Below are 14426 nucleotides of genomic sequence, written 5' to 3'. Positions count from 1 at the left end.
AGAATGGCCGACCGATTGGGACACAAGCAGACCGCGGTGATGTTCACCCTGATGGTGCTCGCGCGCGAAGTGTCCAACCCGGAGTTGAACACCGTCGTGGGTTTCACGCTCACCGGCGAGGAACGCAGGCAGCTCAACGATCTCGGGTACGTCCACAGCGAGAAGTCGGGGCGCTCCTTCAGCCACGAACTCACCGACAGCGGGTGGAGCTGGTGCCGTGGGGAGCTGGCGGTGAAGTCGCCGCCGCCGAACTCGCGCAGCAGCCTGATCACCGGGTTGTACGTGCTGCTCGGCGGGTTCGACGACTACATGAAGCGCCAGGGGCTGCAGCTGTTCGAGCTGTTCACGCCGCGGGTCGACCTGACCCCGGACGGGATCGAGAGCCGGATCCGGGACGCCTACCGGAAGCTGGCCAGGGCACCCCGGGACTGGGTCGGGCTCGTGGACCTGCGCCCGCTGCTCGACGGCGCCCCGGCGAGCGAGGTCGACGCCGTGCTCAAGGAGCTCAGCCGCCAGGGGCGCCTGCACCTGGCACCGGAGTCCAATCGCAAGGCCCTCACCGACGCGGACCACGAGGCGGCCATCCGCGTCGGTGGTGAGGACAACCATCTGCTCTCCATCGAGGTGTCGTGATGGACCCGCTGGCAGCTCTGTCCGCCCTCCACCTCGACTGGGCGGACACCCCCGACCACGTGTGGCGTGACTCGCCGTACCACATCGACGGGCTGCACACCGACGTGCTGTCGGACGTCGACGTGGGCATCCGCAGTGCCCTGGCCAGCCCCGGCCCCAGTCCGCTGGGACTCGTGCTCCAAGGCCAGAAGGGTGTCGGCAAGACCCACCTGCTGGGGCTGGTCCGCCGCCACGTGCACCGCGCCCGCGGCTACTTCTTCCTCAACGACCTCACCGCCGGTGACGCGTTCTGGGACGACACGGCTCAGGCGTTGCGGCGAGGACTGCTGCAGCGGGACGAGTCGGGGGTCTCGCAGCTGGTGAGCTTCCTCCGGCGGGTGTGCCTGAGCGCGAGTGTCAGCGGTGAGGTCATGGGCCGGATCCTGGAAGGCCGCGGGCTCACCAAGGACGACGTCGACGCGTTCATCGGCGGCCTGCGCCGGCTCGACCGGCAGCTCGCCGTCGAATGCGCCGATGTGGCGCGGGCGCTGGTGCTCTACGCCAGCGACGACGTGTCCACGAACGACGTCGCCGACTTCTACCTGGGCGGGTCGGAGGAGTGGAAGACCGGGGAACGGCGGAAATGGGGTATCCGGCCGCAACCCAAGCCGCCGCTCGCCCAGGTGCAGGAGATCACGCGGCTGCTGGCGCTGACGGGACCGGTCGTGATCGGGGTCGACCAGCTCGACACGCTCATCGCGCGGTCCGCCCAGCGCACCCAGAGCGTGGGTGAGGAACAACTGCTGGTGGCGCAGATCGCCGACGGGCTGATGCGGTTGCGCGAGGTGACCCACCGGACCATGACGGTGCTCATGTGCCTGCCCGCCACCTGGATGCAGATCAAGAACCAGGGCGCCGACACGGTGCCCGACCGGTTCCGCGAGTCACTGACGCTCGGCCGGGTGCCCACCGCCGAACTCGGCCGGGCGCTGGTCGAGAAACGCCTCGGCGTGGCGTACCAGAGCGTCGGGTTCACCCCGCCACACCCGACGTGGCCGATCGCGGCGTCCGCGTTCAAAGGCGACTGGGAGCAGTGGACCCCGCGCGAACTGCTGAAGCGCATCGGCGCGCACATCGACGGGTGCCTGCGCACCGGCCAGGTCACGGAACTGATGTCGTTCGAGGACCACGCGCCTGTTCCGGTCGTGCCGATCCCCGTCACGCCGAATCGGTTCGCCGAACTCGACAGGTGGTTCGACGAGTTGCGGGCCGAGGCCGACACCTCGGTGCTGCTCGACCACCGCACCGAGGACGAGATGATGCCGTCGCTGCTTTCGGCTGCCCTGCGCGGGTGGATCACCGAGGTCGGCGACGACGAGATGGAGTGGGCACGACCGCCGCAGAACGGTCAGGGGGAGCTGCACGCCTGGCTGACCCGCACGCTGGACGAGGCGTCGGATCTGGAGGAGCACTGGGCGTTCCGCTCGATCTCCGCCCGGCACCACCTCGCCGTGCTGCACCGGCTGCGGAAGGCGCGCTCGGCCGTCGGACTGCGCCAGGGGGCGGACAACCGGCACCTGATCCTGCTCCGCAATTCGCCGTGGTCGAAGGGCGTGAAGACGCAGGCGGAGCTGAAGGCGTTCAAGGACGCGGGCGGCAGGCACCTCAAACTGTCCGATGAGGACATGCGCACGTTCTGGGCGCTCGACCGGATGTTCGCCGAGGGGGGTGCCGATCTGCACGAGTGGCTCGTCGACCGCAGGCCGGCCGGGCGATCCGAACTGTTGTCGGCGGTGCTGCCCGATTCACCTGCGGAAGAACGGAAGAACGGCGCGCATTCACCGCCGCTGGTGGAGGAGCGGAAGAACGGCGCGCACCCGCCGCCCGCGGGTGATGAGATCACGCTGGGCACGGTGGTCGGCACCGGTGAGCCGGTGCGGCTCGGCCTGGCGGCGCTGCGCAAGCACGCCGCGGTGTTCGCCGGCTCGGGGTCCGGCAAAACCGTGCTGCTCCGGCGGATCGTGGAGGAGTGCGCGCTGCGCGGAGTGTCCGCGATCGTGCTGGACCCGAACAACGACCTCGCCCGCCTCGGCGACGCCTGGCCGAGTCCGCCGGAGGGCTGGGGCCCGGGGGACGCCGCCCTGGCCGAGCAGTACCTGGCCGAGACGGACGTGGTGGTCTGGACCCCCGGCCGGGCGTCCGGCAAGCCACTGGCCTTCCAGCCACTGCCCGACTTCGCGGGTGTTCTCGACGACGAGGACGAGTTCGCCGCCGCGGTGGAGGTGGCGGTGGCGACCCTGGCCCCGCAGGCCAGGCTCACCGGGACCACGGGGAAGGTCAAGATCAGCCTGGCGGTGCTCCGGCAGGCGGTCGTGCACCACGCCGGAAGCGGGTCACGCAGCCTGCCCGGGCTCATCGAGGTGCTGTCCGACCTGCCCGAAGGGGTCAGCAACCTCAACGGCGCCAACCGCATCGCCGCGGAACTGGCCGAGATGCTCAAGGCCGCCATGGTCAACGACCCGCTGCTGGCGGGCACCGGTGAGGTCGTCGACCCGGGCAGGCTCCTGACGCCCGCGGCCGGCAAGCGCGCGCGGGTGTCCGTGATCAGCTTCGTCGGCCTGCCCGCGGAGGAACAGCGGCAGAACTTCGTCAACCAGCTGCAGATGGAGTTGTTCGCCTGGGTCAAGCGGAACCCGGCGGGGGACCGCCCGCTCGGCGCCCTGTTCGTGATGGACGAGGCGCAGACGCTCGCCGCTTCCGGCAGCCTCACCGCGAGCACCCGCAGCACGATCGTGCTCGCTTCCCAGGCGCGGAAGTACGGTCTCGGCCTGCTCTTCGCCACGCAGGCGCCGAAGGGCCTGCACAACCAGGTCACCGGCAACGCCATGACCCAGTTCTTCGGCAGGCTCAACAGTCCCGCGCAGATCGCCGCCGCCAACGAACTGGCCAGGGCCAAGGGCAGCCCGGTCGCCGACATCTCCCGGCTGGAACGCGCGCAGTTCTACGTGGCGGGCGAGGCCTTCGGCTTCCGCCAGGTCGCGACGCCCCTGTGCCTGACCCACCACCCGGCGAACCCGCTGCGGATCGAAGACGTCCTCGGCAGAGCCCGGAACCAGCAGGAAACGGAGGAGTGAGAGCTCAGTCGGTCAAGCCGCACGCCGGGCGAGGTGACGGTGTGGCCTCGCCCCGCTGACGTGGTTGCTGCGGTACCCAGGACCCGGGATCGGGTGCACGACACCGTAGTCACCGAAGCGCACGTGCTCGCCGCTGTTGTCCCGGACCGATCTCCAGAGCACTTCCTCGAAGCGGGGCTGCTGCCAGCCGGCGGTCTGGGCCAGCATCTTGGGGATCGAGCCGCTGAGCACGGTGATCGACCGGAACCGGCCCAGGGAGCCGAGTCCGGCCACGACCGCGGAAACGGCGTCGACCTGCTGGGTGCTGACACCGGAGAGGTACCGGGAATCGACGACTGCGTCCAGCTCCGCCGGGGTCACGGCGAGTTGTTCGAGCACCCGGGTGAGCTCGATCGCGCCAGGCTTCCAACTCACCGCAGAGTCGCCCGATCGCGGCGAGCGCCTCGGCGGAAGCATCCGCGTGAGCCACGGGGATGAAGTTGATCCGCCAGCGTGGTGAAGGCGCCGGTGGGACCGGGACCGAACCCGGTCGACCCCTCGGTGCCCCGCACTGCTTCCGGCCGCGCGAAGATCGAAGCTGGCTGGTGGGTCGGCGCCGTCGCTCTCGGTGACACCAGGGTTCACCGGGTCGGGAAAATGGTTGACCCCTCTGGCGCGTTGTTGTGCGGCGTCGCGTTCGTCACCCTGGGGCCTTCGCTGCCGTGTGAGAGGACCGCGCCGTGTCGACCGAGTTCCAGAGACGCAAGATCGCCGGGGTGTTCAACGCGATGGACGCCAACTCCGACGGGCTGCTCGAGCAGGCCGACTTCGAGGCGCTGACGGAGCGCTGGCTGGCCGTCCGCGATCGCGAGCCCGAGCGCGACGCGCGCCTCAAGGCGATCATGATGGGCTGGTGGGACACCCTGCTCCACACCTCCGACGTCAACCGCGACCACAAGGTCACGCTTGACGAGGTGCTGCTCGTGGTGGACCGCCTGCACGCCATGGCCGACGTGATCGCGGGCACCGCGCGCGCCATGTTCGAGGCGATCGACGAGAACGGTGACGGCGAGATCTCCGGCGACGAGTACCGCAGGCTCATCGAGGCGTGGAGCGGAAAACGCGTCAACACCGACGAGGTGTTCCCCCTGCTCGACTCCGACGGCGACGGCCGGTTGTCCAAGGCGGAGTTCGCCGAACTGTGGACCGAGTTCTGGGCGGGCGACGACCCCGAGGCCCGCGGGACCTGGGTGTTCGGCCGGTTCGAGCTACCGGTCGGCTGAAGCCGGCAACCTCAGCGGCGCCAGGCCGTGCGGCGCTTGCGCAGGTCCAGGATCAGCGCGAAGGCCAGGCCGATCGCGAGGCCGACCAGCCAGATGTCCTCCATCGCGTTCTGGTGGTTGCCGATCAGCATCACCAGCAGCGCGGCCACGCTGAGCCAGCCGGCGAACCGGGTGGCCTTCGGGAACGTGCCGTGCCAGCCCCATTCGGCCGACGGCTCGTCGCGGGGGTCGACCTGGTTCGACCGCTTCTCGACCGCCTTGCTCGCCACGATCACTCCATCCACCAAGCTGACTACTGCCACGGAATGATCCCACACCGCGCCGATCGCCCCGCGCCCGGAGTCCGCGATAATCGTCGGCGATGACTACTTCGCGCAGCCTCCTCGTGCTCGGTTCCACCGGTTCGATCGGCACCCAGGCCCTCGACGTCGCCGAGCGCAACCCCGGCCTGTTCCGGGTGGCCGGCCTCGCCGCCGGCGGGTCCGACCCGGCCCTGCTCGCCGCGCAGGCCATCGCGCACGAGGTCGAGGCCGTCGCGGTGATCAAGCCCACCGCCGTCGAGGACCTGCAGCTCGCGCTGTACGCCGAGGCCCAGCGCCGCGGTTACTCGCGCGGGGAGTACCGGCTGCCGCGCATCTTCGCCGGTGCCGACTCCGTGACCGAACTCATCGCCGCCGTCACCGTCGACGTGGTGCTCAACGGCATGCCCGGCTCGCAGGGGCTCGAGCCGACGCTGCGCGCGCTCGAGACCGGCGCCACCCTCGCGCTGGCCAACAAGGAGTCGCTGATCGCGGGCGGGCCGCTGGTGCTCGCCGCGGCGAAGCCCGGCCAGCTGGTGCCGGTCGACTCCGAGCACTCGGCGCTGGCCCAGGCCCTGCGCGGCGGCCGCGCCGAGGAGGTCTCGAAGCTGGTGCTGACCGCTTCCGGTGGCCCGTTCCGCGGCCGGTCGCGGGCCGACCTGGAGCACGTGACCGTGGAACAGGCGATGGCGCACCCGAACTGGTCCATGGGCCCGGTCATCACCATCAACTCGGCGACCCTGGTGAACAAGGGCCTCGAGCTGATCGAGGCGCAACTGCTGTTCGGCGTGCCCTACGCCGACATCGAGGTGGTGGTGCACCCGCAGTCGATCGTGCACTCGATGGTCACCTTCACCGACGGCTCGACGCTGGCCCAGGCGAGCCCGCCGGACATGCGGCTGCCGATCGCGCTGGCGCTGAACTGGCCGGACCGGGTGCCCGGCGCGGCGTCGGCCTGCGACTTCTCCCAGGCCGCGAGCTGGACCTTCGAGCCGCTGGACCACGAAGCCTTCCCGGCGGTCGAGCTGGCCAGGAGCGCCGGGCTGGCCGGTGGCTGCATCCCGGCGGTCTACAACGCGGCGAACGAGGAAATGGTGGCTGCTTTCCGCGCGCAGAACGCTCGCTTCACCTCCATCGTGGACACTGTTGCCCAGGTGGTGGACGCCGCCGACGACTGGCGGCGCGAACCCCGCGACGTCGAGGACGTGCTGGCCGCGGAGCAGTGGGCTCGTGCCCGCGCCGCGGAGCTCAACCGGGCCGGAGGGAAGTAGGGCGTGCTCGCCTACATTTTGGGAGTGGTGCTGTTCGCGCTGGGCATCTGCGTTTCGGTCGCCCTGCACGAAGCCGGCCACATGGTCACCGCCAAGGCCTTCGGCATGAAGGTGCGGCGGTACTTCGTCGGCTTCGGGCCGACGGTCTTCTCGTTCCGCCGCGGCGAAACCGAGTACGGCCTGAAGTGGATCCCGCTCGGCGGGTTCTGCGACATCGCCGGCATGACCGCGCTCGACGAGGTCACCCCGGACGAGGCGCCGCGCGCGATGTGGCGCCAGAAGACCTGGAAGCGGACCGTGGTGATGGCCGCGGGTTCGGTGACGCACTTCATCCTCGGCTTCGTGGTGCTCTACTTCATGGCGTTCACCATGGGCCTGCCGAACCTCGAGCGGAACCCGGCGCCGGTGATCGGCGCGGTCTCGCAGTGCGTGCGGGACGCGGCCACGCTGCAGGAGAACAACAACCCGGTGTGCCGGCCCGGTGACCGCGCGCCCGCGCTCGAGGCGGGCATGAAGCCGGGCGACCAGATCGTGTCCATCAACGGCACGCCCACCCCCACCTGGGAGGACATGCTCCGGACCATCGGCGCGGCCGGTGGCCCGACCCCCATCGAGGTCAAGCGCGGCGACCAGACGCTGCTGCTGACCGTGGACGTGCCGAAACTGGTGCGGCCCAAGGCGGACGGCTCCGCGGGCACCGAGATGCGGGGTGCGATCGGCGCGGCCAAGCAGGACGACTCGGTCCTGCAGTACGGCCCGATCGCGGCGATCGGCGGTGCGGCGACCTTCACCGGCGACATGTTCGTGCAGACCTGGCAGCGGATCGTCGAGTTCCCGCAGCGCATCCCGGCGGTGGTCGAGTCGATCTTCGGCGCCGAGCGCGACCCGGAGACGCCGATGAGCGTGGTCGGCGCGAGCCGGATCGGCGGTGAGGCGGTCGAGCACGGCCTGTGGGAGATCTTCCTGCTCCTGCTGGCCAGCCTGAACTTCTTCGTCGGCGTGTTCAACCTGCTCCCGCTGCTGCCGATGGACGGCGGGCACATCGCCATCGTCTGGTACGAGCGGGTGCGCGACTTCTTCCGGAAGCTGCGCGGGAAGGCCGCCGGCGGCCCGGTGGACTACACAAAGTTGTCCGCGGTCACGATGGTGTTGGTTTTCCTCGGCGGAGCGGTGGTCCTGCTCACCGTGACGGCGGACATCGTCAACCCGATCCGGATCATGCCCAACTAGAAAATCCCAGCTCAGGGGCTTGTGATCACCCAGCTGCCGCCCGCACTCGCCGGAAACCGGGTGCGGGCGCGCCGGTATCGTGGGGGGTGTCATAGCCGCTGACACCTTTCGCAGAGGAATCGATGACAGTCGCGCTTGGAATGCCCGCCCTGCCCCCGCCCGTACTCGCCGAGCGCCGCAGGACCCGACAACTGCGGGTGGGCTCGGTGGGCGTCGGCAGCGACCACCCGATCTCGGTCCAGTCGATGACCACCACGCTGACCTCCGACGTGAACGCGACCCTGCAGCAGATCGCCGAACTGACCGCGGCGGGCTGTGACATCGTCCGGGTGGCCTGCCCGAGCGCCGACGACGCCGAGGCGTTGCCCGCGATCGCGAAGAAGTCGCAGATCCCGGTGATCGCCGACATCCACTTCCAGCCGAAGTACGTCTTCGCCGCGATCGAGGCCGGGTGCGCGGCGGTCCGCGTCAACCCGGGCAACATCCGCAAGTTCGACGACCAGGTCAAGGAAATCGCGCAGGCGGCGAAGGATCACAACACGCCGATCCGGATCGGCGTGAACGCGGGTTCGCTGGACAAGCGGATCATGGACAAGTACGGCAAGGCCACCCCCGAAGCGCTCGCGGAGTCGGCGCTGTGGGAGGCGAGCCTGTTCGCCGAGCACGACTTCCACGACATCAAGATCTCGGTCAAGCACAACGACCCGGTGGTCATGGTGCGGGCCTACGAACTGCTGGCCGAGCAGTGCGACTACCCGCTGCACCTCGGCGTGACCGAGGCGGGCCCGGCGTTCCAGGGCACCATCAAGTCCGCGGTGGCCTTCGGTGCGCTGCTGCGCCAGGGCATCGGCGACACCATCCGCGTGTCGCTGTCGGCGCCGCCGGTCGAAGAGGTCAAGGTCGGCATCCAGATCCTGCAGTCGCTGAACCTCAAGGAGCGCAAGCTCGAGATCGTGTCGTGCCCGTCGTGCGGGCGCGCCCAGGTGGATGTCTACACGCTCGCCGAGCAGGTCACCGCCGGGCTCGAGGGCATGGAGGTGCCGCTGCGCGTCGCGGTGATGGGCTGTGTGGTGAACGGGCCGGGCGAGGCGCGCGAGGCCGACCTCGGCGTCGCTTCGGGCAACGGCAAGGGGCAGATCTTCGTCAAGGGCGAGGTCATCAAGACCGTGCCCGAGCACGCGATCGTCGAGACGCTGATCGAAGAGGCCATGCGCATCGCCGAGGAGGCGGGCGAGTCGTCCGGTGCGGGTGAACCCACCGTCACCGTCGGCTGAGCGGTTTACGCTGGTCAGGTGAGTGACCAGTGGGCGGCCCGGCCGCCGCACCCGGCCCTGCGGCAGGTGGTGCGGCGGTACGTCGGCTACACCCAGCACGGCGTCACGCTGCCCGTGCACCGCGGCCTGCCTTCGCGCTCGGTCACGCTGATCATCAGCCTGGCCGAGCCGATCCGGGTGGTCGGCGGGCCGGGTGCCGAGCACGGCCCGCTGCGGCGGCACTGCGTGGTCGGCGGCCTGCACCTGGCGCCGGTGCTCATCGGACAGGATTTCCACCAGCAGGGCCTGCACCTCGAGCTGAACCCGCTCGGGGTGCGGGCCCTGCTCGGCGTCTCGGCCACCGAACTCGCCTCGACCACGGTCGACGCCGGTGAGCTGCCGGTGCCGTGGGCCCGCGACCTGCCCGCCCGCCTGCGCGAACTGCCGGACTGGGCGGCCAGGTTCGACCTGCTGGACCGCGAGCTGGCCGCGACCATCGCACCGGTGACGCTGGTGTCGGAGATCCAGTGGGCGTGGCGGTCGATGGTCGCCGGGCACGGCGGTGTCGGCGTCTCCGAGCTGGCTGAGGAGATCGGCTGGAGCCGGCGGCACTTCAGCGAACGGTTCGCGCGTGAGGTCGGTGTCTCGCCGAAGCAGGCCGCGCGGCTGATGCGCTTCGAGCGCAGCGAATCGCTCCTGCGTTCGGGTGGCTGGCGGACCCTGGCCGACGTCGCCGCGCAGGCCGGCTACTACGACCAGGCACACATGGCCAACGAGTGGCGTTCGCTGGCCGGTTGCCCGCCGAGCACCTGGATCGCCGAGGAGCTCCCGTTTCTCCAAGCCGGTGGTACCGCCCTGCTCGCACACTGACCGGCATGAGCGAACTCAACAATCCGGGTGTGTGGCCCTGCCTGAAGTACGACGACGCCGAAGCCGCGCGGGTGTTCCTCACCGAGGTGTTCGGCTTCACCGAGGCGCTCACCGTGCGCGGCGAGGACGGCGTGTCGATCGCGCACGGCGAGCTGAAGTGGCCCGAGGGCGGCGGTGTCATGTACGGCTCGATGCTCGGCCACGACGACCTGCCGAAGCCGCCGGCCGGGGGTCAGTGGCTGTGCGTGGCCACCGACGACCCCGACGCGGTGCACAAACGTGCGTCGACCAGCGGGGCCAAGGTGCTGAACGAGCCCTACGAGACCGAATACGGCTCACGCAACGTCACCATCGCCGATCCCGAGGGCAACGTGTGGACCTTCGGCACCTACCGCGGTGCCTGAACCAGGGGCCGAGAGGGTGAAACCGGTCGCCGCGCGCGGCCGGTTCACTTTCCGTCGTCCGGCCTCATCTGGCAGGCTGAGGGGGTGTTGCGGCTAGCAGGTGCGCGGCTCCTCGATGATCGGGACTTTCCGGCGGTCCGCGCCGCACTGGCCGCCGATCCCGTGGGCAGCTGCATGGTCAGCGCCCGGATCGAGGTGGCAGGCCTCGACCCGTGGCGCCTCGGTGGCGAGCTCTGGGCCGCCGAGTCCCGGCCGCTGCGCTCCGGTCGCCTCCAGGGCCTGTGCTTCTCCGGGCCGAACCTGATCCCGCTCCGGGGCAACGCCTCGGCGCTGCGCTCGTTCGCCGATCGCGCGCTGCGCCGCCAGCGCACCTGCTCCTCGCTGGTCGGCCCGGCCGAGCAGGTGCTCGGGCTGTGGGAGGAACTGACCACCGAGTGGGGTCCGGCCAGGGAGGTGCGCCACGACCAGCCGCTGCTCGCGCTGGACTCCGCGCCCAGCTGCACCCCCGACCACCTCGTCCGCCCGGTCCGGCCGGACGAACTGGAGCGCTACCTGCCCGCCGCGATCGCGATGTTCATCGAAGAGGTCGGCATCGACCCGCGGGCCGGGGACGGCGGGGCCAGCTACCGCGCCAGGGTCGCCGAGCTGATCGCCGGCGGCCGGGCGTTCGCGCGGTTCGAGAACGGCGAAGTGGTGTTCAAGGCGGAGATCGGCGCGATGTCGGCGACCGTGGGGCAGATCCAGGGCGTGTGGGTGCGCCCGGACCGACGCGGCCACGGGCTGGGCACGCAGGGCACCGCCGCGGTGGTCTCGCGGCTGGTCCGGGGCATGAGCCGCACGGCGAGCCTGTACGTCAACGCCTACAACGACCCGGCGCTGGCCGCCTACCGCAAGATCGGGTTCCAGCAGGTCGGCCGCTATGCGACGGTGTTGTTCTGAATGGGGGTGCCCTGATGTCGACGATGGCGACCCTGCGCATGCTGGCCGACGACCGCAAGCGCTACTCGGCGCTCAAACCGGCCGACACGCGTGCCCGGCTCCTGACCCTCGGCGTGCTGGCGGTGTTCGCCGCGATCGCCGTGCTCTGCGCGCTGACGCTGGGGTTCTGGGCGACCGTGCCGCCCGCGCTGGTGTTGCCGGCGGTGGTCGGCTGGTACCGCGGTTCCCGGGTGGCGCTGCTGGTCAACGCCGCCGGGATCCGGGTGAACAAGGACTTCGTGGCCTGGGACGACCTCGACGCGGTGACCGTGCGCCCCGGGCCCGCGGGTTCGGTGGAGGCCGAGGTCGGCGAGTTCCGGGTGCTGGTGGACGGGAAGCGCTACCAGGGTGACCGGCTGGCGAGCCTGGTCGCCACGCACGCGCCGGAGCACGTCCGGTTCTCCGACACCACGGGTGTCGTGACGGCCTGAGCGGGCGCTGACCGGCGATACTGCTGTGGGTGCGGGTTCTGCGCGGGCTGGCGGTGGCGGTGGTCACCGTGCTGACCGTTTCCGGGTGCTCGTGGTTCGCCGACGGGCCGCAGGAGATCACCGAGCGGTTCCTCGCCGCGCTCGCTTCCGGTGACACGGCCGCCGCGGCGGCGCTGACCGATTCCCCGGAGTCCGCGAAGGCCGCGTTCGACCAGGCTCGGGCCGCGCTCGAACCGGAGAAGATCGACCACGCCGTCGAGCACGTGGGCCAGTCGAGCCCGGCCGTCGCGCGCTACCGGCTCGAGTGGCGACTACCCGGCGGGCGCACCTGGGCCTACGCCGCCGAAGCGGAGCTGTACTCCGCGGACGACACCTGGAAGGTGCGCTGGCAGCCGTCGGTCGTCCACCCGGAGCTCGCCATGCGCCAGCAGCTCGCGTTGCGCGTGGACACCCCGCGCCAGGCTCCGGTGCTCGACCGCGACGGCCAGCCGTTGCTGGAGCCGCAGACGGTGGTGGCGGTGCTGCTCGACCCGGCACACGCCGCCACCGCCGCGAAGCCGCTGGCCGAAGCGCTGAAACCGATCGACGCGAGCCTCACCGAACAGTCCATTGTGGAGGGCGCGAAAGCGGCCCAGCGCGCGTACTCGGTGGTCACCCTGCGTCAGTCCGACTACCTCGCGGTGAAACCGGCCATCTACGAACTGCCCGGCCTGCGGTTCAGCGAGCAGCGCCGCCTGCTGCCGGTCGACCCCTCGCTGGCCGAGCAGCTGTGGCCGTCGATCCGGTCCACTGTGGAGGCGCAGGTGGCCGGGAACGCGGGCTGGCGCGTGCTCACCACGGACACCGGCGGCGGCGAGGTCGCCGAACTGCATGCGCAGGAGGCGAAACCGGCCGACGCGGTGACCACCACGCTCAGCCGCCGGACGCAGGCGGCGGGGGAGCGGGCGATCGAGGCCGTGCCGGGCGCGGCGATGATCGTGGCGATGCGGCCGTCGACCGGTGAACTGCTCGCGGTGGCCCAGAACGCGCCCGCCGACCAGCAGGGCCCGATCGCGCTGACCGGCCGCTACCCGCCGGGGTCCACGTTCAAGATCGTCACCGCGGCCGCCGGGCTGAGCGCGGGCAAGGTGACCGCGGCGTCGCCGGTGGACTGCCCGGCCACGATGGTCGTGGACGGCAGGCTGATCCCGAACAACGATCGGTTCGCGCTCGGCACCGTGCCGTTGAGCCGGGCGTTCGCGGAGTCGTGCAACACCACCTTCGCCACGCTGTCCACCGACCTGCCCGCGATGGCGCTCACCGATTCGGCGCGTGACCTGGGACTGGGCGCCGACTTCGTGGTCCCCGGCCTGACCACGATCACCGGTTCGGTGCCGCCGGCCGGGAGCATCGTGCAGCAGGCGGAGAACGGGTTCGGCCAGGGCACCGTGCTGGCCAGCCCGTTCGGCATGACGGTGGTCGCCGCGACCGTGGCCAGTGGCCGGATCCCGGTGCCCTCCCTGCTGCGTGGCGGGGTGACCGAGGCGAAGAACCTGGGCGCGCCCGTGCGTCCCGACGTGCTCGAGGCCCTGCGCGGCATGATGCGCGAGGTGGTCACCGGCACGGCGTTGCGGGACCTGCCGGACGTCCGGGGCAAGACGGGCACCGCGCAGTTCGGCGACGGCAGCGACGCGCACGGCTGGTTCGTCGGTTATTCGGGTGATCTGGCCTTCGCCGTTCTGCTCACCGGAGCCGGATCCTCGGGGCTCGCGGTCGAGGCTGCCCACCGGTTCCTCACCGCGCTCGGCTGAAGTCGTAGGCTGGAGGCATGTCCCAGCGTGCCCCTCTGAAGCCCGGTGTGCAGTCGCCGCGCCGAGCCGTTCCCGCGTCCATCAAGCGTCCCGAGTACGTGGACCGGCCGGCCCCGAAGCGCGACACCGGCAACGGCGTGCGCACCCCCGAGGTGATCGAAGCGATGCGGGTGGCGAGCCGGATCGCCGCGCAGGCGCTGCAGGAGGGCGGCAAGGCGGTCAAACCGGGCGCCACCACCGACGACGTGGACAAGGTGGTGCACGAGTTCCTGCTCGACCACCACGCCTACCCCTCGACGCTGGGCTACCGGAACTTCCCGAAGTCGTGCTGCACCTCGCTGAACGAGGTGATCTGCCACGGCATCCCGGACTCGACGGTGATCGAGGACGGCGACATCTGCAACATCGACGTCACCGCCTACATCGGCGACGTGCACGGGGACACGAACGCCACCTTCCTGGCCGGTGAGGTGTCGGAGGAGGCGCGGCTGCTGGTCGAGCGCACGCACGAGGCGACCATGCGCGCGATCAAGGCGGTCCGGCCGGGGCGGCAGCTGAACGTGATCGGCCGGGTGATCGAGGCCTACGCGAAGCGGTTCGGCTACGGCGTGGTGCGCGACTTCACCGGCCACGGCGTCGGCCCGGCGTTCCACACCGCGCCCACGGTCCTGCACTACGAGGAACCGACGGTCACCACCGAGATCCTGCAGGGCATGACCTTCACCATCGAGCCGATGATCACCCTGGGCACCATCGACTACGACATCTGGTCCGACGACTGGACGGTCACCACCAAGGACAAGAAGTGGACCGCCCAGTTCGAGCACACCATCGTGGTCACCGAAACCGGCTCGGAGATCCTCACCCTCCCCTGACCCCCACGCGCGAACCC

Annotated in this window: 14 protein-coding genes; 12 read left to right on the top strand and 2 right to left on the bottom strand. The window is 70.7% G+C overall.

Going from position 1 to position 14426, the window contains the following annotated elements; all coding sequences use genetic code 11:
• Positions 1-3: 3 nt before the first annotated feature.
• Both JOM49_RS39235 and JOM49_RS39230 read left to right on the top strand, forming a co-directional pair.
• On the top strand, positions 4-633 hold the full coding sequence (locus JOM49_RS39235; protein WP_209669452.1) for a hypothetical protein: 630 nt from the start codon (positions 4-6) through the stop codon (positions 631-633).
• Entirely contained in the window at positions 633-3746 is a 3114-nt protein-coding gene (locus JOM49_RS39230) for a helicase HerA domain-containing protein (RefSeq protein ID WP_209669451.1), read from the top strand. The genes JOM49_RS39235 and JOM49_RS39230 overlap by 1 nt, the downstream gene beginning before the upstream one ends.
• 12 nt (positions 3747-3758) lie before the next feature.
• On the opposite strand, the gene JOM49_RS39225 is transcribed toward JOM49_RS39230, so the two are convergent.
• A complete protein-coding gene (locus JOM49_RS39225) occupies positions 3759-4160 on the bottom strand; it encodes a beta family protein (RefSeq protein WP_209669449.1) in 402 nt (133 codons plus the stop codon).
• A gap of 305 nt (positions 4161-4465) precedes the next feature.
• Between JOM49_RS39225 and JOM49_RS39220 the strand changes: the two genes are divergently transcribed.
• On the top strand, positions 4466-5008 hold the full coding sequence (locus JOM49_RS39220; protein WP_282768976.1) for an EF-hand domain-containing protein: 543 nt from the start codon (positions 4466-4468) through the stop codon (positions 5006-5008).
• Positions 5009-5019: 11 nt separating this feature from the next.
• On the opposite strand, the gene JOM49_RS39215 is transcribed toward JOM49_RS39220, so the two are convergent.
• Complete coding sequence (locus JOM49_RS39215; RefSeq protein WP_209669447.1) at positions 5020-5277, bottom strand: DUF2631 domain-containing protein; 258 nt, start codon at positions 5275-5277, stop codon at positions 5020-5022.
• Between the two features lie 92 nt (positions 5278-5369).
• On the opposite strand from JOM49_RS39215, the gene dxr reads away from it, so the two are divergent.
• The 9 genes from dxr (at position 5370) to map (ending at position 14409) form a co-directional block, all read left to right on the top strand.
• A complete protein-coding gene (dxr, locus tag JOM49_RS39210; protein WP_209669445.1) occupies positions 5370-6578 on the top strand; it encodes a 1-deoxy-D-xylulose-5-phosphate reductoisomerase in 1209 nt (402 codons plus the stop codon).
• A gap of 3 nt (positions 6579-6581) precedes the next feature.
• The gene (locus JOM49_RS39205; protein WP_209669443.1) at positions 6582-7808 is read left to right on the top strand and encodes a M50 family metallopeptidase; all 1227 of its coding nucleotides are present in this window, start codon (positions 6582-6584) and stop codon (positions 7806-7808) included.
• 122 nt (positions 7809-7930) lie between these two features.
• On the top strand, positions 7931-9082 hold the full coding sequence (gene ispG / locus JOM49_RS39200) for a flavodoxin-dependent (E)-4-hydroxy-3-methylbut-2-enyl-diphosphate synthase (protein ID WP_209669441.1): 1152 nt from the start codon (positions 7931-7933) through the stop codon (positions 9080-9082).
• A gap of 18 nt (positions 9083-9100) precedes the next feature.
• On the top strand, positions 9101-9931 hold the full coding sequence (locus tag JOM49_RS39195) for a helix-turn-helix domain-containing protein (protein WP_209669439.1): 831 nt from the start codon (positions 9101-9103) through the stop codon (positions 9929-9931).
• Between the two features lie 5 nt (positions 9932-9936).
• The gene (locus JOM49_RS39190) at positions 9937-10335 is read left to right on the top strand and encodes a VOC family protein (protein ID WP_209669437.1); all 399 of its coding nucleotides are present in this window, start codon (positions 9937-9939) and stop codon (positions 10333-10335) included.
• Positions 10336-10419: 84 nt separating this feature from the next.
• Positions 10420-11274 carry a GNAT family N-acetyltransferase gene (locus tag JOM49_RS39185; protein ID WP_209669435.1) on the top strand — a complete coding sequence of 285 codons (855 nt, stop codon included), beginning with the start codon at positions 10420-10422 and terminating at the stop codon, positions 11272-11274.
• A gap of 14 nt (positions 11275-11288) precedes the next feature.
• Entirely contained in the window at positions 11289-11744 is a 456-nt protein-coding gene (locus JOM49_RS39180; RefSeq protein WP_209669433.1) for a hypothetical protein, read from the top strand.
• 29 nt (positions 11745-11773) lie between these two features.
• Complete coding sequence (locus JOM49_RS39175; protein ID WP_308159023.1) at positions 11774-13534, top strand: penicillin-binding transpeptidase domain-containing protein; 1761 nt, start codon at positions 11774-11776, stop codon at positions 13532-13534.
• Between the two features lie 17 nt (positions 13535-13551).
• Complete coding sequence (gene map, locus JOM49_RS39170) at positions 13552-14409, top strand: type I methionyl aminopeptidase (protein WP_209669431.1); 858 nt, start codon at positions 13552-13554, stop codon at positions 14407-14409.
• Positions 14410-14426 lie beyond the last annotated feature (17 nt).

Origin of the sequence: Amycolatopsis magusensis, from assembly GCF_017875555.1 — a bacterium.
Classification (GTDB): domain Bacteria; phylum Actinomycetota; class Actinomycetes; order Mycobacteriales; family Pseudonocardiaceae; genus Amycolatopsis; species Amycolatopsis magusensis.
Note: the sequence above shows the minus strand (reverse complement) of the source record. Positions and strands in the feature narration are given on the sequence as shown.

What these genes read in the sequence shown, in the direction of transcription:
- JOM49_RS39235 (WP_209669452.1), top strand. Translation starts at nt 4, where the DNA reads ATGGCCGACCGATTGGGACACAAGCAGACCGCGGTGATGTTCACCCTG.
- JOM49_RS39230 (WP_209669451.1), top strand. Translation starts at nt 633, where the DNA reads ATGGACCCGCTGGCAGCTCTGTCCGCCCTCCACCTCGACTGGGCGGAC.
- dxr (WP_209669445.1), top strand. Translation starts at nt 5,370, where the DNA reads ATGACTACTTCGCGCAGCCTCCTCGTGCTCGGTTCCACCGGTTCGATC.
- ispG (WP_209669441.1), top strand. Translation starts at nt 7,931, where the DNA reads ATGACAGTCGCGCTTGGAATGCCCGCCCTGCCCCCGCCCGTACTCGCC.
- JOM49_RS39190 (WP_209669437.1), top strand. Translation starts at nt 9,937, where the DNA reads ATGAGCGAACTCAACAATCCGGGTGTGTGGCCCTGCCTGAAGTACGAC.
- JOM49_RS39180 (WP_209669433.1), top strand. Translation starts at nt 11,289, where the DNA reads ATGTCGACGATGGCGACCCTGCGCATGCTGGCCGACGACCGCAAGCGC.
- map (WP_209669431.1), top strand. Translation starts at nt 13,552, where the DNA reads ATGTCCCAGCGTGCCCCTCTGAAGCCCGGTGTGCAGTCGCCGCGCCGA.